Source organism: Stenotrophomonas sp. Y6 (assembly GCF_022436665.1).
Taxonomy (GTDB): Bacteria; Pseudomonadota; Gammaproteobacteria; order Xanthomonadales; family Xanthomonadaceae; genus Stenotrophomonas; species Stenotrophomonas acidaminiphila_A.
In genome coordinates this window covers 134221-154919 of the sequence record NZ_JAKUKB010000004.1, presented here as the reverse complement: position 1 = coordinate 154919, position 20699 = coordinate 134221, and the positions used below count along the sequence as shown (strand labels likewise).

Genomic DNA, 20699 nt, shown 5'->3' with positions numbered 1-20699 from the left:
GTTGTTTATGTTTTCTTAACAAGACTCCGTCCTCCCCGGAACGCAGCTCGTCGGTGCCGTTACTGCAGCCGCTCGGGAGCGGCCTGGCTGGTGGGCATGGCTGCAAACAATACGCCGAATTCGGTCAAAGGGAAGTGATACTCGCGCCCGCAGAACTCGCAGCGTACTTCGACCTGGCCGCTGTCGGCGGCGGCGGCGCGGGCTTCGTCCTCGCCCAGCGACTGCAGCATGCCGATCACCCGCTCGCGCGAACAGGAGCAGCCGAAGCGCAACGGCTTGTCGCCCAGGGTCTCGACCTGCTCTTCGTGGAACAGGCGGTGCAGCAGCGCGGGGCCGTCGACTGCCAGCAGTTCGTCGCGTCCCAGGGTGTCGAACAGCGCGCCGGCGCGGACCCAGCCATCCTCGTCGCCCTGGTCGCCCGGGAGCTTCTGCAGCAGCAGGCCGGCGGCCCGCTGGCCATCGGCGGCCAGCAGCAGGCGCGTGGGCAGCTGCTCGGAATGGCGGAAATAGTCCTCGAACGCCTCGTCCAGGCTGTTGCCCTGCAGCGCCACCAGGCTCTGGTAGCGCTGCGGCTCGCGCGGGTCCAGGCCCGGGTTCTCGATGGTGATGGCCAGCAGCGCGCCGTCGCCGAGCTGCGACAGGTCGGGCGGGGCATCCTGGCCGTCCTCGAGCTGGGCGATGCCACGCAGGGTGCCGGCCGAGGTGCATTCGGCGAACAGGGTGCGCAGCGCCGAGCCGCTGCGCAGCTGCACCGACAGGCGCCCGTCGATCTTGATGTGGCCGGTGAACAGCGCCGAGGCCACGCAGGCCTCGCCGAGCAGGCGCATGGCCGAAGGGCGGTAGCTGCCATGGGACAGGATTTCGCGCCAGCTGCCGGAGAGCTGGACATGGACGCCGCGCACGCCGGCCTCGGGCAGGAGGAAGCGGACAAGGAGGTCGGACGTTTCGGTCATGGGAATCTGCACGTATGGGGACGCCGGTGCCGGATAATGCACCGATGTCGGGATTCATGGGGTCAGCCAAGCAGATGGGGACGGAGCAGGACGAGCGCAAGGTGCGGCCGTGGCGCAGGTGGCGGCGCTGGTTGTGGATCACGCCCTGCGCGCTGGCGCTGTTCAGCATCGTGCAGGTGGCGGTGCTGCGGTTCGTCGATCCGCCGTTTTCCACGGTGATGGCGCTGCGGCAGGCCGAAGCGTGGGGGCAGGGCGAGTGGGGATTCCGCATCCATTACCAGTGGTGCGACCTGGACGCGATGGCGGCCAGCGTGCCGATCTCGCTGGTGGCGGCCGAGGACCAGCGGTTCCCGCTGCACAACGGCTTCGATCTGCAGGCGATCGAGAAGGCGATGGACCACAACGCCCGTGGCAAGCGCCTGCGCGGCGGCAGCACGATCAGCCAGCAGGTCGCCAAGAACCTGTTCCTGTGGCAGGGCCGCAGCTGGCTGCGCAAGGGGCTGGAGGCCTGGTACACGGTGCTGATCGAGGCGCTGTGGCCGAAGCGGCGGATCCTGGAGATGTACGCCAACGTGGCCGAATTCGGCGATGGCGTCTACGGCGTGCGGGCGGCGTCGCGGCAGTTCTGGGGCAAGGACGCGGCGCAGCTGTCGGCGGCCGAGAGCGCCCGCCTGGCGGCCGTGCTGCCGTCGCCGCGGCGTTACAGCGCAACCCGGCCGGGCCCGTTCGTGCAGCGCCGCGCCGCCTGGATCCAGCGCCAGGCGCGGCAGCTGGGTGGGCCCGGTTACGCGGTGGACGGCGAGTGATGCCACCGCGTACCGGCCGCTGCCGGGGCGTGCGCGCCCTGTTCCGTAGAATGCGCGCATGAGTCCCCGCGACCGGCTGACCGTCGTCATTGCCGCCTGCAACGAGCAGGACGCCCTGCCGTTGCTGCACGAGCGCCTCGGTGCCGTGCTGGAACGCCTGCCCGACATCGATGGCCGGGTGCTCTATGTCGACGACGGCAGCACCGACGCCACCTGGTCGCTGATGCAGCAGCTGGCGACGGACGACCCGCGGGTGGCGGCGCTGCGGCTGTCGCGCAACTTCGGCAAGGAGGCCGCGCTCACCGCCGGGCTGGACCTGGTGGATGAAGGCGCCGCGCTGATCCTCGACGCCGACGGCCAGGACCCGCCGGAGCTGATCGCGCAGTTCGTCGCACTGTGGCGGCAGGGGCATGACGACGTGTATGGCGTGCGCCTGGCGCGCGAGGGCGAAGGCTGGCTGAAGCGCGCCACCGCCTCCGCGTTCTACCGGGTGATGGGGCGGCTGTCGAAGACGCCCATTCCCGCCGACACCGGCGACTTCCGCCTGCTGTCGCCGCGCGCGCTGGCGGCGCTGCGGCAGCTGCGCGAGCGCCAGCGTTTCATGAAGGGCCTGTTCGGCTGGGTGGGTTTCCGCCGGGTGGCGTTGCCGTACCGGCGCGCGCCGCGGGTGGCCGGGCGCAGCAAGTTCGGCTTCTGGAAGCTGTGGAACCTGGCGCTGGAGGGCATCACCAGCTTTTCCACCGCGCCGCTGCGGGTGGCGACCTATCTCGGGTTGCTGACCGCCGCGTCCTCGTTCGGTTTCGCCGCCTGGGTGGTGGGCAAGGCGGCGCTGTACGGCGACCGCGTCGCGGGCTGGCCGACGATGATGGCGGTGATCCTGTTCCTGGGCGGGGTGCAGCTGATCGCGCTGGGCCTGATCGGCGAGTACCTGGGCCGCCTGTACATGGAGGCCAAGCAGCGGCCGTTGTACCTGGTTGACACCTGGCGGCCGGCCGACGTGGCACTATCGGGCGCATCCGCCAGCAAGGGAGAACGCCATGCAGACCGTTCGTCAGTTGCTCGGGACCAAGTCCCCTGAGATCCACGCGGTAGCGCCGGACAGCGCGGTGATCGACGCGATCCGGCTGATGGCCGAGAAAGGCATCGGCGCGGTGCTGGTGATGGACGGGGCGCGGCTGGCCGGCATCCTTTCCGAGCGTGATTACGCGCGCAAGATCGTGCTGCGCGACCGCTCCTCGCGCGACACCCCGGTGGCGGCGATCATGACCGCCGAGGTGGTCACGGTGACGCCGGCGGACACGGTCGAGGACTGCCTGCAGCTGGTGACCGACCGTCGCATCCGCCATCTGCCCGTGGTCGAGGGCGGCGCGGTGCTGGGGGTGATCTCCATCGGCGACCTGGTCAAATCGGTGATCGAACAGCAGCGCCGCGAGCTGGGGCAGCTGCAGCAGTACATCGTCGGCGGCTGAGCGCGCGCCCGCGCCCTATCTGGCGTAGTGGCCGCCGCAGTCGGCGTCCTTGCCCGGCCCGGTTTCGAGGGTGGCCAGCAGCGCCGCCGGCGGGGTGATGCTGCCCAGGGTCAGGGCGATGGCGCCGCGCAGCCCCAGGGCCTTGAAGTCGGGGCGGAACGACGGGTCCTTGAAGGTGCCGCCAATGCGCAGCGGCGAGCGCAGCGCGAGGATGCTCCTGTCCTTGGGCCGCGGCCGCAGTAGCAGGTCCAGCTGCTCGCCTTTGAGGCTGACGCTGCCTTCGCCCACGACCAGGGTGTCGGTGGTGTCGAACGCCAGTGCGCGCGCCTGCATCAGGCCATCCTGCACCCCGAAATCGGCGAACGCGCAGCGCAGCGGGATCTGGCGGTCGCCGGTGAACAGGAACTTGAGCGACTCGGCCACGTCCAGCCCGGCCAGCTCCATCAGCAGGTTGCCGACATGGCCGCGGCCCATGCCGATGGCGACGTCGCCGTCGCTGCGGCCGAGCATGGCGGCCACCGAGTTGCCGGTGCCGGACAGGCGCACGCGGCCGCCGATGCCGCCGGAGGCCTGCCGGGCCAGGCGCGCGTCGGGAAACAGGCGGCCCAGCTGCACCCCGCGCAGACTGGCGTCGAGCGTGGTGGCGATGCGCGGGCTGCGCGCATCCATGCGCACCGAGCCGCGGATGTCGCCGCCGGCGACGCCGAAGTTCAGCGGCTCCAGGCGCAGCAGGCCATCGTCCAGCCGCAGGTGCGCGTCCATGTCGTCCAGCGGCAGCGACGGCGAATTGATGCGCTGCGCCTTCCAGCGCACGTCCGCGTCCATCGCCCGCAGTTTGCCCAGGTCGTACGGCTTGTCAGGCAGTACCGTGGGCCGGGCCGCCAGTGCCGCGGCCGCGGCCCTCTGCCCGGCGTTGGCGGTTTCGCCGCCATCGGTGCGGGGCGGCGCGCCGACAAAGCCGGCGAGGTCGTCGAAGTCGAGCCGGCGCGAGACCAGCTCGGCGGTCAGCCGCGGGCGCTCGCCGCCCACGTCGATGCGTACATTGCCGGCCAGATCGCTGTCGCCCACCTGGCCGCTGAAGCCGTCGTAGCGCCAGGTGTCGCGGTCGCGACGCAGCCGGCCGTCGAGGCGGTACGGGGGCGAGGACGGCAGGGCGATGCCGAGCAGGGGGTACAGGTCTTCCAGGTCCTCGCCGCTGAGCCGAAGCCGCAGGTCGAACAGCTGCAGCTGGAACGGATTGGTCAGGGTGCCGCTGGCGGTGGCGCGGGTGGCGCCGGCACGGCCTTCCAGGTGCAGGCGGAAGGGGTGCTCGCTGTCGGCCAGCTGCAGTGGCGATTCGGTACCGCCACGCACCGTGAACGCGGCGCCGCGCCAGTGCCCGTTGCCCTGCAGCAGCAACGGTGGCGCGGCGTTGGCCTGCGCCGGCGCGCCGCTGCGGACGGCAAGCCGGATGTCGGTACGGCCAGGCGCGTCCACGAAGCGCAGGATGCCGTCGTCCACGCGCAGCCGCTTGAGCGGCAACGGCCGGCCTGCGTCACCGCCACCGAGGAAATCCCAGTTCCCCGGTTCGCCGCGCCGCGGCGCGGTCTGCAGCAGCACATCGGGACGCGCCAGCCGCACTTCGGGTACCTGCAGGTCGCCGCGCAGGAGCGGCCACAGCCGCAGGTCGATTTCGACGCGCGCGGCCCGGGCCATGTCCGGCCGCTGCGCCCACGGCGCATTGGCGAAGCTGACCCGGTCGGCGCGCAGCGTGCTGGTGCTGCCCAGGTCGACGTCGAGGTGCCCGATGTGCAGGGCGCGGCCGGTACGCGCCTGCACCATGCGTTCCAGTGGCCGCTTGAACCAGTTCCAGTCCCACAGCAACAGCAGGACCACGAGCGCGGCGAGCAGCACGCCGGCGATGGCGAGCCAGCGCTGGCCGCGCGTTCCGGGACGGCGGTGAGGCCAGCGCGACGCGCGCGGCGTGGCGGGGGCAGGTGCGGTGTTCACGCCGCCATGGTTGCCGCCAGCTCGTGCACGTGGCGCGAAGCGTTCATTGGCGCGGCGTGCAGACGCCGTCGTCGCGCCGCTGCGCGGCAGCGGCCCGCTAGAGGATCTGCGCGGTCACCGAAACGAAATGGCAGACGCTGCCGGCGATCACGAACAGGTGCCAGATGGCGTGCGAATAGCGCACCGATTCGCGGTGGTAGAAATAGGTGCCCAGGGTGTAGGACACGCCGCCCGCCAGCAGCCAGCCCAGGGTGAATCCATCGAGCGAGTTCCACATCGGCTCGATCGCCACCACCACCAGCCAGCCCATGGCGATGTAGATGGCCGTGGACAGCCGCTTGAAGCGGCCGGTGTAGAACAGCTTGAAGATCACCCCGCCCACCGCCAGCGTCCAGATCGCGGCGAACAAGCCCCAGCCCCACGGCCCGCGCAGGCCGATCAGGGTGAACGGCGTATACGTGCCGGCGATCAGGATGTAGATCGCGCAGTGGTCGAAGATCTTCAGCCGGCCCTTGGCCACCGGGTGCTGGATGGCGTGGTACAGGGTCGAGGCGGTGTACAGCAGCAGCAGCGCCACGCCGAACACGATGGCGCTGGCCAGTTGCCAGCCGTCGCCGTAGATTGCGGCCAGGGTGATCAGCACCGCGCTGGCGCCCAGCGCGGTGACCGCGCCCAGGCCGTGGGTCAGGGCGCTGGCGATTTCCTCGCGGATGTCCACGGTGTGCCGCGGCAGGGGGGCGGTGGTAGGCATGGCCTGCACGTTACCGCAATGCAGCACGGGGTGCATCCCCATGCCCGCCAGCGGTTGGGGGTGGCGTCATCCAGGGGCAGGAGCGCGCTGGACGCGCCTGCCACCGGCCGCTCATTCCACCGAGACGGTATGCGCGGCCTCGCGGGTGGCGGAGAAACGCACGTCCGGCGCCCGTTCCTGCGCCAGTTGCAGGTTGACCCGGGTCGGGGCCAGGTAGACCAGCTGCCCGGCGGCGTCCACGGCCAGGTTGTTGGCGTTCTTCTCGCGGAACTCCTCCAGCTTCTTCGCGTTGTCGCAATGCACCCAGCGCGCGGTGACCACGCCCACCGGTTCGAAGATGGCTTCCACGCCATACTCGTCCTTCAGGCGGTAGGCGGCGACGTCGAACTGCAGCACGCCGACCGCGCCCAGGATCAGGTCGTTGCTCATGATCGGGCGGAAGAACTGGGTGGCGCCTTCCTCGGACAGCTGCGCCAGGCCCTTCTGCAGCTGCTTGAGCTTGAGCGGGTCCTTCAGGCGCGCGCGGCGGAACAGTTCCGGGGCGAAGTTGGGGATGCCGGTGAAGGTGACCGCCTCGCCCTCGGTGAAGGTGTCGCCGATGGAAATGGTGCCGTGGTTGTGGATGCCGATCACGTCGCCCGGCCAGGCCTCGGCCGCGATCTCGCGGTCGCTGGCCATGAAGGTCAGCGCGTTGGCCAGCTTCATTTCCTTGCCGGTACGCACATGGAAGGTCTTCATGCCGGCGCTGAAGCGGCCCGAGCACACCCGCATGAACGCGACGCGGTCGCGGTGCTGCGGGTCCATGTTGGCCTGGATCTTGAACACGAAGCCGCTGAGCTTGTCTTCCTGCGGGGCGATGGTGCGGCCGGTGGTGGCGCGCGGCTGCGGCGCCGGCGCGTGTTCGACGAAGAAGTCCAGCAGCGGCTGCACGCCGAAGTTGTTCACGCCCGAGCCGAAGAACACCGGGGTCTGCTGCCCGCGCAGGTAGGCGTCCTTGTCGAACGGATGGCTGGCGCCCTGCACCAGTTCCAGTTCATCGCGCAGGTCGGCCAGCATCTTCTCGCCGATGCGCTCGGCCAGGCCGGGCGCGTCCAGCGACGGGAAGATGGTCGAATCCTGGCGGGTGAAGTTGCGGCCCGGCTCGTACAGGTGCACCTCGCCGGTCAGCAGGTGCACCACGCCCTTCAGGCGCTGGCCCATGCCGATCGGCCAGGTGACCGGCGCGCACTGGATGCCGAGCACGGTCTCCACTTCGTCCAGCAGCTCGATCGGATCCTTGCCCTCGCGGTCGAGCTTGTTGATGAAGGTCATGATCGGGGTGTCGCGCAGGCGGCACACCTCCATCAGCTTGATGGTGCGCTCCTCCACGCCCTTGGCCACGTCGATCACCATCAGCGCCGAATCCACCGCAGTGAGCACGCGGTAGGTGTCCTCGCCGAAGTCGGCGTGGCCGGGGGTGTCGAGCAGGTTGACGATCTTGTCCTCGTACGGGAACTGCATCACCGAGGAGGTGACCGAGATGCCGCGCTCCTTCTCCAGCGCCATCCAGTCCGAGGTGGCGTGGCGGCTGGTCTTGCGCGACTTCACCGAGCCGGCCATCTGGATCGCGCCTCCGAACAGCAGCAGCTTTTCGGTCAGCGTGGTCTTGCCGGCGTCGGGGTGGGAAATGATGGCGAAGGTGCGGCGGCGCGCGGCTTCGGATGCGACTTCGGACATGGCGGCTGCGCCCACGGCGGGCGCGCATTGGGAAAGGGAAGCCGGCGATTATAGCCGCTCAGGGCGGGGCGCCCGCCTCGCGGGCGAAGCGCAGCTCGCCGTGCGGGCCGGCCATGCGGAACGGGATCGAGGCCAGCGTCAGCCCGGTGTTGGCCTGCACCGCGAAGTGCAGGTGCGGGCCGGTGCTGCGGCCGGTGTTGCCGGAACGGGCCAGCGGCTGCCCCGCCTGGACCTCCTGCCCGGGCCGGACCGCCAGGCTGCCCGCCTGCAGGTGGGCGTAGAGCGCCATGCCGCCGTCGGCGTGCAGGACCCGCACCAGGCACCCGTCGCCGGGCGCATCGTCCACCACCTGCATCACCGTGCCGGCGCGGGCGGCGAGCACGGGCGTGCCTTCGGGCAGGGGAAAGTCGATGGCGTGGCGGTTCTGCGCGTCGCCATGGCTGCGGGTGCCGTCGAAGCCCTGGCTGACCCGGACCGGCACCCCGGCGAACGGCAGCAGGTAGAGGTGATCGGCCGGTCGCGCGGACGGGTCGCCGGGAAAGGCGTCGAGCAGCAGCCGGACCCCGTTGCCGGTATCGGCCAGCCACAGCAGGTCGCGCTGTCCGCCCGCCGGCAACAGCACCGGCGCGGTCACCGCGCGGCCATCGGTGCCATCGCGCAGGCGTACCTGCAGCGGGCCGGCCAGCAGGTTGCGTGCCCGTGCTTCGCGGCCGCCGCCGCGGGGCTGCAGGAGCAGCCGTGCGAAGCCGGCTTCGCGGTCGCCGGCGGCCTCCGCCATGGTCGGGGCGGCCAGCCCCCAGGCCTGGCGCCAGCGCGGCGCGGGGTCCTGGCCCTGGGCGGGCAGGGCCAACGTGGCGGACAGGAGCAGAACTGGTAACCGGTGCATGCGCTGGCGCGGGCAGGTGGTGCCGGGATTATGCCGGCATGGTTGCATCGGAAACTCCATCGCTCCATCCGAATAAAGAGATTGACATGCGTCCGGGAGGCTGGCATCGTGTGTCCACCATCGAGACCGGCGGAGGGACAGGCCCTTTGATGCCGGGGCAACCAGCAGGTGCGCAAGCGCCTGTGTTTGGTGCCAAATCCTGCGGGGACCACCGCGTCCGCCGAAAGATGGTTCGATCCGTGCCCTGCACGGCGAACACGGGCCCGCGAAGCTCGATGGCTGCTCCTTACCGGATATCGCCATGCGTTTCGCCACCGCCACCGCCCTCCGTGAACACCCGGCCGCTGCGCCCGACAGCGCAGTGCCCGCCGCAGCCGCCGTGCGCGGTGAAATCGACGTGCGCCTGGCCATGCGCCATGCCGGCGAGCGCACGCTGCGGCTGCGCTACGAGCTGGCCGGCCGTGCCGATGCGCCGGTGGTGCTGGTGGCCGGCGGCATCTCCGCGCATCGCCACATCGCCGCCAACACGGTGTTCGGCGAGAAGGGCTGGGCCGAAGGACTGGTCGGCTGCGGCCGCGCGCTGGACCCGGCGCACCGCCGCCTGCTGGGCCTGGACTTCATCGGCGCCGACGGCGAGCTCGACGTGCCGATCGATACCGCCGACCAGGCCGATGCCGTGGCCCTGCTGCTGGACGCGCTGGGCATCGATCGCCTGCATGGCTGCGTGGGCTACTCCTATGGCGCGCTGGTCGGCCAGCAACTGGCCATCCGCCACCCGCACCGGCTCGGCCGGCTGGTGGCGGTGAGCGGCGCGCATCGCCCGCATCCGTATGCCTCGGCCTGGCGCGCGCTGCAGCGGCGCGCGGTCGCCCTGGGCCAGCTGCAGTGCGCCGAAAGCCACGGGCTGGCGCTGGCGCGGCAGTTCGCGATGCTCAGCTACCGCACCCCGGAAGAGTTCGGCGAGCGCTTCGATGCCCAGCCCGAAGTGGTGAATGGCCGCGTGCGCGTGGCCGCCGAGGATTACCTCGACGCCGCCGGCGCGCAGTACGTGGCGCGCACCCGGGTCAATGCCTACCTGCGCCTGTCCGAATCCATCGACCTGCACCGCATCGAGCCGGCCGCCATCGGCGTACCGACGCTGGTGGTCGCGGTCGAGGGCGACCGCCTGGTGCCGTTGTCCGACCTGGTCACGCTGGTCGAGGGCCTGGGCACGCGCGGCAGCCTGCGCGTGCTGCGTTCGCCCTATGGCCACGACGCCTTCCTGAAAGAGACCGATCGCATCGACGCGATCCTCGCCAACGCCCTACGCCTTCCCGGAGAGAACGCATGAGCCTGTCCACCGCTTCCGATGTTTCCTGTTGCCGCGCCACCGCGGCCGTGCGTGCCGGCATCGATCGCGATACCGCCTATGGCGCGGTGACGCCGCCGCTGGTGCTGTCGTCCAATTTCAGCTTCGACGGCTTCGGCAACAAGCGCCAGTACGACTACACCCGCAGCGGCAACCCGACTCGCGACCTGCTCGGCGAGGCGCTGGCGGAACTGGAGGGCGGCGCCGGCGCGGTGGTCACGTCCACCGGCATGGGCGCGATCAACCTGGTGCTCAATGCGCTGCTGCAGCCGGGCGACAGGCTGGTGGTGCCGCACGACGCCTACGGCGGCAGCTGGCGCCTGTTCAACGCACTGGCGGCCAAGGGCCACTTCGAACTGATCACCGCCGACCTGACCGATCCACGCGCACTGGCCGAGGCATTGGCGCAGGCGCCGAAGCTGGTGCTGGTGGAAACCCCGTCCAATCCGCTGCTGCGCATCACCGACCTGCGGTTCGTGATCGATGCCGCGCACAAGGCAGGCGCGCGGGTGGTGGTGGACAACACCTTCCTGTCGCCAGCGCTGCAGAACCCGATCGCCTTCGGCGCCGACCTGGTGCTGCACTCGACCACCAAGTACGTCAATGGCCACAGCGACGTGGTCGGCGGCGCGGTGGTCGCGCGCGATGCCGAGCTGCACCAGCAGCTGGTGTGGTGGGCCAATGCGCTGGGCCTGACCGGCTCGCCGTTCGACGCCTTCCTGACCCTGCGCGGCCTGCGCACCCTGGACGCGCGCCTGCGCGTGCACCAGGAGAACACCCGCGCCCTTGTCGACCTGCTCGCCACCAGCGACGTCGTGGCCAGGGTCTACTACCCGGGGCTGGAATCGCACCCGGGCCACGTGCTGGCCGCGCGCCAGCAGAAGGGGTTCGGCGCGATGCTGTCCTTCGAGCTGGCGCAGTGCGAGGACGCCGACCCGCACGCGGCGGTGCGCGCCTTCGTCGAAGGCCTGCGCTATTTCACCCTGGCCGAATCGCTGGGCGGCGTGGAGAGCCTGGTCGCGCACCCGGCGACCATGACCCATGCGGCGATGACCCCGGAGGCGCGGGCCAAGGCCGGCATCAGCGACGGCCTGCTGCGCCTGTCGGTCGGCATCGAGGCCAGCGAGGACCTGGTGGCCGACCTGCAGGCCGGACTGCTGCGCGCTGCGCGGGCGCTGGCCGACAGCCGCCGTGAGGCCCTGCGGAAAACGGTGGACGCATGAGCGCGCAGCTGCGTCCGCGCGCAGCACCGGCGCGGCTGGTGCTGCTGGGCACCGGCACGGTCGGTTCGGCGTTCGTCGCCCGCTACCAGGCCCTGCGGCAGCGGCAACTCAGGCTGCCGCTGCTGCACGCGGTGGCGAACTCGCGCATCGCGCTGGCCTGCGGCGACGCGCCCGAGGCGGCGTTGTCGCGCGCGCGCGAGGCCACCCGGCAGGCCGGCGCGCTCGCCCATGCCGAGCAAACCGGGCGCCTGCAGGCCGGCGACATCGTGGTCGACGCCACCGCCAGCGAGGACGTCGCCGCCGAGCATGCGCACTGGCTGGCGCGGGGCATCCACGTGGTCACCGCCAACAAGCTGGGCAATGGCACCACCTTGGCGCGCGCGCGCCAGATCGGTGGCACCGCGGCCGCGGGCAACGCACGCTATGGCGACGCGGCCACCGTCGGCGCGGGCCTGCCGCTGCTGTCCAGCCTGCGCGCGCTGGTGGCCGGCGGCGACCGCATCCATTCCATTGAAGGCGTGCTGTCCGGTTCGCTGGCCTGGCTGTTGCAGCGTTTCGACGGCAGCCGGCCGTTCTCCGCGTGCGTGCGCGAGGCCGCCGCGGCCGGTTACACTGAACCCGATCCGCGCATCGACCTGTCCGGCGAGGACGTGCGCCGCAAGCTGCTGATCCTGGCGCGTGCGGCCGGGGTGGCGCTGGAGCCGGACCAGGTGGCGGTCGAATCGCTGCTGCCGCCGGCGCTGGCGGCATTGCCGGCCGCGCAGGTCGACGCCGCGCTGGCGCAGCTGGACGCGCCGCTGGCGGCGCGCCTGCAGCAGGCACGCGGGCAGGGGCTGTCGCTGTGTTTCGTGGCGCGCCTGGACGGGCACGGCGCCAGCGTCGGCCTGCGCGCGTTGCCGGCCGAGCACCCGCTGGCCGGCGGCCGCGGCACCGACAACCGGGTGGCGATCCACAGCGACCGCTACCGCGTGCAGCCGCTGCTGATCCAGGGCCCGGGTGCCGGCGCCGAGGTCACCGCCGCCGCGTTGCTGGACGACGTGCTGGGCATCGTCAATCGATGAGCGCGCACGCCCGTTGACGGCCGGTCCGTCGCGGGCCACCGCCGTGGTTGCCGTGGTGCCCCGCGGTGGTGGGGCGGCGTGGCGTATGCGTGCGCTGCGGTGCTGCCGGTAGCGGGCCCGCGCACTGCCGGACCGCATGGTCGGCGGTGGCCTGGACGCTTGTCCGTCTCGCCATGTTGGCCACCGCCGGGCGCGACCCGCCGAGAGGTGGCGCGAACCGGCAGGGCCTCAATGCCGCGCGGCCGCCGCGTGGAGAAGCCGCTCGACCTCGGCGCGGCCGAGGCGCGTGCCATCGCGGTCGACCACGCTGAAGTCCACGCCGTTGTCCCACAGCAGCGGCGCGGTGAGCACCGCGATGTCCTCCGACGCGGTCCGCGCCTGCAGGTCGAGCAGGCGCTGGTTGAAGCCGGCGGCCTGCAGCCAGGCGCGGTAGCTGGAATCGTGTTCGGTGGCGAACTGGTCCTGGTAATGGCATTCCTCGCGGTCCGGCGAGGGCAGGGCGTCGCACTGGGCGTTGCGCTGGTGCAGGCCGATCACCGCGTCCGGCTCCATCTGCCGCTGCGCGGCGGCGGCCCACAGCGCCACGCAGATGCTGGCGCAGTAGCCACGCACGCGCACGGTGAGGTTGTTCCGGCGCACGATGCGCGCCGCTTCCAGGCCGGTGACGGCATAGCCGCCGCCGCTGGTGATGTCGATCCGCCGCACCGAGGGCGCCGCGTCCAGCAATGCGCCCAGGTCGCTTGCGAAATTGCGGCCGACGCCGCCCTCCACGCGCAGCGCGGTGCCCTGGTCCTGCAGGGTCATGCGCGCTTCGCCGATATCCGCCAGGGTGGTCGATTTCTCGCCGCGGATGAGCCGCGCCTGCGGGGCGGGCGCCGCGGCGGGGGATGGCGCCGGCGGGTCCGCGCGGGTGACCGGCGCATCCCCCGCCGCCGGACGCTTGCCGATGAACCAGGCAAGCACCAGCAGCGCGACCGCCGCCAGCGCCAGCCGGGCCAGGGTCAGGCCACCGCCGTTGCGCGGCGCCGACGGCGTTGCCGTACGCGGGCGCCGCGGTGGCGTTGCCCCATCCGGTTGCTGTGCGCCCTGCATCCTTGCCCCGCTGCTGGCTGTCGTTGCGCGATTCTGGTGCGCGTCCGGGCGCCGGCGCAACCCGCCATCGGGCCGGTCGCGGCGTGCGTCCGGGCCCGCGGCGCGGGTCACGCACCGCGAGCGATGTCGATCCTGCCGTCGCTGCCGAACATCTCCAGCAGGCCGTTCTCCACCAGCCACCAGGGATCGCCGGCCAGGGCCGACAGGTCGTCGGGTGGCTGCGCGCCCGGCACCGGCTGGTAGGCGATCCAGCCGTTGCGCCCGGCCATCTTGGCCCGGTACAGCGCGCGGTCGGCGAGGGTGACCAGTTGCTCCCAGCCGAGCAGCCGCGGGTGGCTCGGGAACAGCGGGCACTCGATCAGGCCGACCGAGGCGGTGAGGCGGTGCTGCTGGCCGTTGCCCAGCTCGAAGCTGTGTGCGGCGATGCGCGTGCACAGGCGCTGGCCCAGTCGCCCCAGGCTGCCACGCGGCAGCGGGCGGAACACCAGCAGGAATTCCTCGCCGCCCCAGCGCGCCACGTAGTCGCCGCTGCGCTTGAGTTCGCCGAGCAGCTGGCCCATCTGCTCCAGCACGCGATCGCCGGCGGCGTGGCCATGGGTATCGTTGATCGACTTGAAATGGTCGACGTCGAGCAGCGCGAACACCACCGCCTCGCTGCCGTTGGCATAGCCCTCGTCACGCTCGTAGAACGACAGGTCGGTGGGTATCTGCTGGGACAGGTAGCGCCGGTTGTGCAGGCCGGTGAGCGGGTCGGTGAAGCTGATCGCCTTCAGTTGCGCGTTGGCTGCCTGCAGGTCGCGGGTACGTTCCTGCACCAGGCGCTCCAGCTGCGCGCGCTGGCGCGCATAGCGATGCTGCAGCCCCAGGTAGCCGAGCCAGATCAGCCCCGCCAGCCCGAGCATCGCCAGCAGGCGGAAGACGAGGGTTTCGTACAGGCGCCGCGGGATCTCCACGGCGACATGCGCGGCGTGCCGCAGCGGTTCGGCCTGGCTGAAGTCGGCGACCTCGAAGGTGTAGTAGCCGGGGGGCAGGCTGGCGTAGCTGGCGCTGCGCGTGGTCGGGCTTTCCAGCTCGTGCCATTCCTTCTCGTAGCCGGCCAGCCGGTAGCGCAGCTGCGGGGCGTGCATCGGCTGGAAGTCGGGCAGGCTGAACTCGAAGCGCAGGTCGCGGGCGTCGAGCGGCAGCTTGAGCGTGCCCTGGCCGGTGGCCAGGCGCCGGCCCTGGACCTGCACGTGGTCGATGCGGATGTTGCGCGGCGCGCTGTCGGTGTCGGTGTCCACATCCACCAGCAGCGCGCCGTCGCGGGTGGGCAGCCACAACTGGCCATCGCGCAGCACCCCGCGGCTGTTGCCGGCGCCGTTGCAGCATTTGTCCTGCTGCCCGCCGGTACGGTCGGTGCCGGAGTTGATGACGATCTGCGCCGCCAGTGCCTGGCGGGGATTGGCCAGCGCCTTGTCCAGCACCGCCAGTGGCAGGCGGTAGACGCCGCGCATGCCGGCGACCCACAGGTCGCCGCCGTTCTGCGCCAGGTGGAAGGCGACATTGGCCGGCAGCTCGCGTTCGCGGTCCAGCCAGTGCCAGCGCTGGCCGTCATGCACGCGCAGGCTTTCGCCATTGCTGGTACCCAGCACCCAGCGCCCGTCGCGGAGTTCGACGAAGGCGGTGACCGGGGTGTCGTCGGACAGCCCGCCGAGCCGGCCGGTCGCCAGGATGCGGCCGTCGCGCCATTCGTACAGGCCCTTGTAGGTGCCCAGCAGGATGCGGCCGTCGCGGGTCTCGTAGACCAGCCGGATGCGGGGATCGGCCAGTCCTTCATGCTCGCCATAGCGGGTCAGCCGCTTCCCGTCCTGCAGCAGGAACAGCCCCTGGGTGGTGGCGAACCAGAGCCGGCCGGCATGGTCGCGGACGATGCCGTTGATCTGCGCATCGCGCAGCGGGGCCAGCGCGGGCGGTTGTTCGAGCCGGCCGCCGCGCAGCACCGCCACGCCGGCGCGGGTGCCGATCCAGGTCTGGTCGCGCTCGGGCAACAGGCTGTAGGCCTCCGGGTGCGGCAACTGGCTGCCGGCGACGCGGCTGGAGAAGCGTCCGTTCTGCCACACCGCCACGCCGTTGCTGCTGCCGACCCAGATGCTGCCGTCCGGCGCCGCGGCCACCGACCACAGCAGCGGGTCCTGCAGCCCGTCGGCCTGGCTCAGGCGCCGGGTCCAGCCGTTCCAGACCCGGGTCGCGCCCTCGACCATGCTGCCCAGCCACAGGTTGCCGTCGCGATCCTCGTAGATCGCGCGCACGGCGATGGCGCCGGGGGTGTTGTGGATGCGCTCGGGCGGCTGGCCGGCACGCAGGCGTTCCAGGTACTGCGGCGTGGCCACCCACAGGTTGCCGTCGCGGTCGGCATGCATCGCTTCCACGGTCAGGACCTCGTGCGGACGCGGGTCCGCCGCCTGCCAGCTGCCGTTGCGCAGGCGGAAGAGGCCGTTGCGGGTGCCGGCCCACAGTTCGCCGCCGGCACGCGCCAGCGCGGTCACTCCGGCGTTGCCGGCCGCCGGTGGCAGCGGCAGCGTGCGCACGCTGCCGCCGGAGACCTGGAACACCCGGCCCTGGCCACCCGCCCAGATCGCATTTTCGTCCGCCAGCAGGCTCAGCGCCGGATCGGGCAGTGCCTGCACGCGCCGCAACCTGCCTTCGCGCGGGGTGCAGATGCCTTCCGCGCAACCGGCCAGGAGGCGGCCGTCGACCTTGAGCAGCGCACTGACCGGCGCCGGATGGTCGGCGACGGTTGGCGCGATGGCGTGGAAGCGCTGGTCCTCGAGCAGCAGCAGCCCCTGGGTGGTGCCGATCCACAGGCGGTCGTCGGCCTCGGCCAGCAGTGCCAGGATGTTGTTGCCCAGCTCCGGCGCGTCGCGCTGGGTGTAGCGCACGAAGCGCACGCCGTCGAACCGGGCCAGCCCGGTCTGGGTGCCGAACCACAGGTAGCCGGCCGGGTCCTGGGTGATGGCCAGCACGCTGATCTGCGGCAGCCCCTGGTCCACCCCCCAGGTGTCGGTGACGTAATCGCGGAACGGTTTTCCCGTGTCCAGGGCGGCAGCGGGCAGGGAAACCGCCAGCAGGAGCAGCAGCCACAGGCATGCCAACAGTCCGGTGCCGGTTGCCAGCGACCGGCGCGGATGGCGGATGATGAATGGATGGTCGATCGAGATTCCCCCTGAATCCCGGTACTGACGTCAGCCTACATTGAAAACCATAGCGGCCCGGCGCGCATCCACTTGAATGCCCGCCGCCGCATTCAGCATTCGATGACGTTGACCGCCAGTCCGCCGCGGCTGGTTTCCTTGTATTTGTCCTGCATGTCGCGGCCGGTGTCGCGCATGGTCTTGATGACCTTGTCCAGGCTGACCTTGTGCTTGCCGTCGCCGCGCATGGCCATGCGTGCGGCGTTTATCGCCTTGACCGCGCCCATGGCGTTGCGCTCGATGCAGGGGATCTGCACCAGCCCGCCGATCGGGTCGCAGGTCAGGCCCAGGTTGTGTTCCATGCCGATCTCGGCGGCATTCTCGATCTGCCCCGGCTTGCCGCCGAGGGCGGCCATCAGCCCGCCGGCGGCCATCGAACAGGCCACCCCGACTTCGCCCTGGCAGCCGACCTCGGCGCCGGAGATCGAAGCGTTCTCCTTGTACAGGATGCCGATCGCCGCGGCGGTCAGCAGGAAGTCGAACACGCCCTGCTCGTTGCTGCCCGGGCAGAAGCGGTCGTAGTAGTGCAGTACCGCCGGGATGATGCCGGCCGCGCCGTTGGTCGGGGCGGTGACCACGCGGCCGCCGGCGGCGTTCTCCTCGTTGACCGCCAGCGCGTACAGGTTGACCCAGTCCAGCGTGGTCAGCGGGTCGCGCATGGCCGCCTCCGGCCGCGCGGACAGTTCGCGGTGCAGCGCCGGGGCGCGGCGGCCCACGTGCAGCCCGCCCGGCAGCGTGCCCTCGGAGCGGATGCCGCGCGCAACGCAGGCCTGCATGGCGTCCCAGATTTCGCGCAGGCCGGCGCGGATCTCGTCCTCGCTGCGCCAGCACTTCTCGTTCTCGAACATCAGCGCGGCGATGCTCAGGCCGCTGCGCGCGGCCTGGGCCAGCAGCTCGTCGCCGCTCCTGAACGGATACGGCAGCGGCGTCTGGTCGGGCACGATGCGGTCGTCGGCGGCGTCGTCGGCATTGACCACGAAGCCGCCGCCGACGGAGTAGTAGTCGCGGGTGGCGATGACCGTGTCGTTGGCGTCGAACGCGGTGAAGCGCATGCCGTTGGTGTGGTACGGCAGCTTCTGGCGCTTGTTCAGGGCCAGGTCGCGCTTCTCGTCGAAGGCGATCTCGTGCTGGCCCATCAGGTTGATGCGCCTGGACGAGCGGATGCGCGCCAGCGTGGCCGGGATGATGTCCGGGTCGATCAGGTTGGGCCGGTGGCCTTCCAGCCCGAGCAGCACCGCGGTGTCGGTGCCGTGGCCGCGCCCGGTCAGCGCCAGCGAGCCGAACACCTCGGCGCGGATGCGGGCGACGTCGGCCAGCTGGCCCGGGTCGAGCAGCCAGCGGTGGACGAAGCGTTCGGCCGCGCGCATCGGGCCCACGGTGTGCGAGGAACTCGGGCCGATGCCGATCTTGAACAGGTCGAACGTGCTGACGGACATTGCGTTGTGCGTGCTGCCTGGAGGAGTCGCTATTCTACGGGTTCGCCGCTGACGGCCCCGCCCGCAGCGCAGCATCTGACCTGGATGGGGTGTAGGGAATGGGCTTGATCCTGTATCAGCGCGACGATTGCCACCTGTGCGACCAGGCGCTGGAGGTGCTGGCGCAGGCGCGCACGCCGGCGTTCGACAGCGTGTTCATCGACGGTGACGACGCGCTGGAGCTGCGCTACGGCACGCGCGTGCCGGTGCTGCGCGATACCGCGGGCGGTGCCGAGCTGGAATGGCCCTTCGATGCGCAGGGCGTGCGCCGGTGGCTGCGATGAACGCCCGCGCGTGGTCGCCACTGCTTGCCGTGCTGGGCATGGCGGCGGCCACTGCCGGTGCGGCCGACGTGGACCTGGCCAAGGCGCTGCCGGCGGACCCGCAGGGTTTTGCGTGGCAGGGGCGCACGCTGGCGCAGGTGCTGCCGGTGGACGCCATCGAGCGGCTGGTGCTGTTGAAGGCGGTGACCAGCGCGCCGGCCGCGCTGGACATGCGCAACCTGCGGCGCATGCTGCGCGACGCCGCGGCCACACCGCTGCAGGCACCGGCGCCGGGCGAGCGGCAGCCATTGCAGGCCGGGGGCGCGGACACGGTGTGGGAGGCGGTGCTGCTGACCCGCGACGGCGGTGTGTTCGGCCTGGTGGTGCGCCCCGGCCAGGGCGGGCAGGCGCAGCGGCACCGCGCCTGCCTCACCGACGCCGCCGGCCGGCGTGGCTGTTTCGATATCGCCGGCGTCGCCGCCGGCTGAGTCCGGTGCGGGCTTACTTCGCGCGCAGCACGACCTTGGTGCTGATCGCGGTTTCGTCCGGGATGGTCTTGGTGTCGGCCCAGTCGCCACCGCCGACGCCGAAGTCCAGGCGCTTGACCGTGGCCTTGCCGGTCAGCACCGGCTGCGCGCCGGGCGTCCAGGTGAAGGTCAGGGTGACCGGCTTGCTGACCCCGCGCAGCTGCAGCGTGCCGTCGGCGGCGAACTGGTTGCCGCCCACGGCGCGGAAGCCGCTGGCGGTGTAGCGCGCCTGCGCGAACTGGGCCACGTTGAAGAAGTCCTTGCCCTGCAGCGTCGAGTCGCGGTCACTGTTGCCGCTGCGCGCGCCGGCCAGCGGGATGGTGACGTCGAGCTTGCCGGCGGCGGGGTTGGCCGGGTCGAAGCTGAGCTGGGTCTGGAAGCCGGGGAAGGTGCCGGTGAATACCTCGCCGTCGTATTTGGTGGCGAACACCAGGATCGAGCCGGGCGCCTGTTCGTAGTCCGCGGCCATCGCCGGGGCGGTGGCCAGCATGCCGGCCAGGGCAGCCGCCACGGCGGCCGGGGTGGTGAGCTTGATGTTCATGCGGATTCCTTCTGTGGGGTGTCGAGCCAGCCCTGCGGCAGCATGCGCACCAGCGTGGCGTCGCGCTGCTGGAGGTGGTGGTAGAGGGCGGCGCCGGCATGCGCCAGCACCACCAGGATCAGCGCCCAGAAGCCCCATTCGTGGAACGCGTGCGAGAGCTGCGCGGCGCGTTCGTCGGGGGCCACCAGCTTGGGCATTTCCAGCAGCCCGAACAGCTTGAACGGGCGCAGGCCGCTGGCCGAGTCGTACAGCCAGCCCGACAGCGGGATGGCGAACATCATCACGTACAGCAGCCAGTGGGTGGCGCTGGCGATGCGCTCCTGCCAGCCCGGGGTGCCCGGCACCGGCCGCGGGGCGCCGGCGTACAGGCGCCACAGCAGCCGCAACACCACCAGCACCAGCACGGTGATGCCGATCGACTTGTGCGCGGTGTAGACCCAGAAATATTTCGGCGTCTTCGGCAGTTCGCCCATGAGCAGGCCGACGATGCCCAGGGCGAGGATCAACAGGGCGATCAGCCAGTGCAGGCTCTTGCTGACGCTGCCCCAGCGGTCAGGCGTGTTCTTCAGGGTCATGGGCGCGATTCCGGTTGCGGGGAGGATCGGGTGGCGGCGTCGGCCGCGGCCTGTGCGTCGTCGGCGTCCGCCGGCGCGGCTTCGCCGGCCGCCGGTGCCGCGGCGTTGTCGTCGCGCACCGCTTCGGCCTCGATGCGCAGTTCAACGCGGTTGCCGATCACCGTCGGCCAGGCGTCGATGCCGAAGTCCGAACGCTGCAGGGTGGCGGTGGCGGAAAAGCCGGCGGTGCGGCGGAACGGCGGCAGCGGGTGCCGCTTGAGTGCGTTGAGGCGGACGTCGAGCACCACCTCGCGGGTCACGCCGCGCAGGGTCAGCAGCCCATGTACGCGCGCGCTGCGTGCATCCACCGGTTCGATGCGGGTGGAGACGAACCGCGCCTGCGGGTGGCGCTGGCCGTCCAGCAGGTTGCGCGCCAGCGTGGCCTGGTTCCACTTGTCGTTGCCCAGGTCCAGCCGCGCGACCGGGACCACCACGTCGAGGTGGGCACCGGACCAGTCGTCCGGGTCGAAGTCGAGCACGCCCTCGCTGCCGGACACGGTGCCCAGCGCCTGCGAGAACCCGGCGTGTTCGACCGCGAACAGCACCCGCGTGTGCACCGGGTCCAGCCGGTAACGGTCGGCGGCCGGCGCCGACAGTGGCAGCAGGCAGGCCAGCAGCAGGGCGAGGCGAGGTGACAAGGGGCGGCTCCGGCGGGGGGTGGTGGATTCTAGGCATATGCCCGTCATGGTTTGTTGCCTGGCGGCGCAATGGATTGTTGCGCGGCGCCGCCGGGCCGCGCCGTTCCGCCGCGGGCC

The 20699-nt window shown here is 71.5% G+C and carries 19 protein-coding genes and 1 riboswitch; of the genes, 8 read left to right on the top strand and 11 right to left on the bottom strand.

The window, feature by feature from the left end:
- Positions 1-59: 59 nt before the first annotated feature.
- Complete coding sequence (locus MKP15_RS06500; RefSeq protein ID WP_240212163.1) at positions 60-953, bottom strand: Hsp33 family molecular chaperone HslO; 894 nt, start codon at positions 951-953, stop codon at positions 60-62.
- A gap of 74 nt (positions 954-1027) precedes the next feature.
- Here MKP15_RS06500 and mtgA point away from each other — a divergent pair, with 74 nt between their 5' ends.
- Genes mtgA through MKP15_RS06485 form a run of 3 tightly spaced genes read left to right on the top strand, consistent with a single transcriptional unit; the run spans position 1028 to position 3228 of the window.
- Positions 1028-1759, top strand: coding sequence for a monofunctional biosynthetic peptidoglycan transglycosylase (gene mtgA, locus MKP15_RS06495; protein WP_240212306.1), 732 nt, complete (start codon positions 1028-1030; stop codon positions 1757-1759).
- A 58-nt stretch (positions 1760-1817) separates the two neighbouring features.
- Positions 1818-2837, top strand: a complete 1020-nt coding sequence (locus MKP15_RS06490; RefSeq protein WP_161613512.1) for a glycosyltransferase family 2 protein — start codon at positions 1818-1820, stop codon at positions 2835-2837.
- Entirely contained in the window at positions 2797-3228 is a 432-nt protein-coding gene (locus MKP15_RS06485) for a CBS domain-containing protein (protein WP_054667094.1), read from the top strand. The genes MKP15_RS06490 and MKP15_RS06485 overlap by 41 nt, the downstream gene beginning before the upstream one ends.
- A 15-nt stretch (positions 3229-3243) precedes the next feature.
- Here the strand turns inward: MKP15_RS06485 and MKP15_RS06480 are convergent, their stop codons facing one another.
- The 4 genes from MKP15_RS06480 to MKP15_RS06465 form a co-directional block, all read right to left on the bottom strand.
- Positions 3244-5217, bottom strand: coding sequence for an AsmA family protein (locus tag MKP15_RS06480; protein WP_240212162.1), 1974 nt, complete (start codon positions 5215-5217; stop codon positions 3244-3246).
- A 97-nt stretch (positions 5218-5314) separates the two neighbouring features.
- The gene (locus tag MKP15_RS06475; protein WP_104939324.1) at positions 5315-5968 is read right to left on the bottom strand and encodes a hemolysin III family protein; all 654 of its coding nucleotides are present in this window, start codon (positions 5966-5968) and stop codon (positions 5315-5317) included.
- 111 nt (positions 5969-6079) lie between these two features.
- Positions 6080-7684 (bottom strand): peptide chain release factor 3, encoded by a 1605-nt coding sequence (locus tag MKP15_RS06470; protein WP_240212161.1) that lies wholly within the window; start codon positions 7682-7684, stop codon positions 6080-6082.
- Between the two features lie 58 nt (positions 7685-7742).
- On the bottom strand, positions 7743-8534 hold the full coding sequence (locus MKP15_RS06465; RefSeq protein WP_240212160.1) for a M23 family metallopeptidase: 792 nt from the start codon (positions 8532-8534) through the stop codon (positions 7743-7745).
- Positions 8535-8684: 150 nt separating this feature from the next.
- A riboswitch (SAM riboswitch) is annotated at positions 8685-8804 on the top strand.
- A 67-nt stretch (positions 8805-8871) separates the two neighbouring features.
- Here MKP15_RS06465 and MKP15_RS06460 point away from each other — a divergent pair.
- The 3 genes from MKP15_RS06460 to MKP15_RS06450 are packed head-to-tail and all read left to right on the top strand — an operon-like array spanning position 8872 to position 12202.
- Positions 8872-9900, top strand: coding sequence for a homoserine O-succinyltransferase (locus MKP15_RS06460; protein ID WP_313247740.1), 1029 nt, complete (start codon positions 8872-8874; stop codon positions 9898-9900).
- Entirely contained in the window at positions 9897-11141 is a 1245-nt protein-coding gene (locus tag MKP15_RS06455) for an O-succinylhomoserine (thiol)-lyase (RefSeq protein WP_240212159.1), read from the top strand. The genes MKP15_RS06460 and MKP15_RS06455 overlap by 4 nt, the downstream gene beginning before the upstream one ends.
- Positions 11138-12202: a homoserine dehydrogenase gene (locus MKP15_RS06450; protein ID WP_240212158.1), complete on the top strand. Its 1065-nt coding sequence runs from the start codon at positions 11138-11140 to the stop codon at positions 12200-12202. The genes MKP15_RS06455 and MKP15_RS06450 overlap by 4 nt, the downstream gene beginning before the upstream one ends.
- Before the next feature lie 228 nt (positions 12203-12430).
- On the opposite strand, the gene MKP15_RS06445 is transcribed toward MKP15_RS06450, so the two are convergent.
- The 3 genes from MKP15_RS06445 to MKP15_RS06435 all read right to left on the bottom strand — a co-directional run bounded on the left by MKP15_RS06445 (position 12431) and on the right by MKP15_RS06435 (position 17960).
- Positions 12431-13294 (bottom strand): hypothetical protein, encoded by an 864-nt coding sequence (locus tag MKP15_RS06445; protein WP_240212157.1) that lies wholly within the window; start codon positions 13292-13294, stop codon positions 12431-12433.
- A gap of 107 nt (positions 13295-13401) precedes the next feature.
- Positions 13402-16425, bottom strand: a complete 3024-nt coding sequence (locus MKP15_RS06440; protein WP_240212156.1) for a diguanylate cyclase — start codon at positions 16423-16425, stop codon at positions 13402-13404.
- A gap of 152 nt (positions 16426-16577) precedes the next feature.
- Positions 16578-17960 (bottom strand): L-serine ammonia-lyase, encoded by a 1383-nt coding sequence (locus MKP15_RS06435; protein ID WP_240212155.1) that lies wholly within the window; start codon positions 17958-17960, stop codon positions 16578-16580.
- A 98-nt stretch (positions 17961-18058) separates the two neighbouring features.
- Between MKP15_RS06435 and MKP15_RS06430 the strand changes: the two genes are divergently transcribed.
- A complete protein-coding gene (locus MKP15_RS06430; protein ID WP_104939314.1) occupies positions 18059-18283 on the top strand; it encodes a glutaredoxin family protein in 225 nt (74 codons plus the stop codon).
- Positions 18280-18750 carry a hypothetical protein gene (locus MKP15_RS06425; protein WP_104939313.1) on the top strand — a complete coding sequence of 157 codons (471 nt, stop codon included), beginning with the start codon at positions 18280-18282 and terminating at the stop codon, positions 18748-18750. Before MKP15_RS06430 ends, MKP15_RS06425 begins: the two co-directional genes overlap by 4 nt.
- A gap of 13 nt (positions 18751-18763) precedes the next feature.
- Here MKP15_RS06425 and MKP15_RS06420 read toward each other — a convergent pair whose 3' ends face one another.
- Genes MKP15_RS06420 through MKP15_RS06410 form a run of 3 tightly spaced genes read right to left on the bottom strand, consistent with a single transcriptional unit; the run spans position 18764 to position 20582 of the window.
- Positions 18764-19330, bottom strand: coding sequence for a YceI family protein (locus MKP15_RS06420; RefSeq protein WP_240212154.1), 567 nt, complete (start codon positions 19328-19330; stop codon positions 18764-18766).
- The gene (locus MKP15_RS06415) at positions 19327-19905 is read right to left on the bottom strand and encodes a cytochrome b (RefSeq protein ID WP_240212153.1); all 579 of its coding nucleotides are present in this window, start codon (positions 19903-19905) and stop codon (positions 19327-19329) included. The genes MKP15_RS06420 and MKP15_RS06415 overlap by 4 nt, the downstream gene beginning before the upstream one ends.
- Positions 19902-20582 carry a YceI family protein gene (locus MKP15_RS06410; protein WP_240212152.1) on the bottom strand — a complete coding sequence of 227 codons (681 nt, stop codon included), beginning with the start codon at positions 20580-20582 and terminating at the stop codon, positions 19902-19904. The genes MKP15_RS06415 and MKP15_RS06410 overlap by 4 nt, the downstream gene beginning before the upstream one ends.
- Positions 20583-20699: the final 117 nt, after the last annotated feature.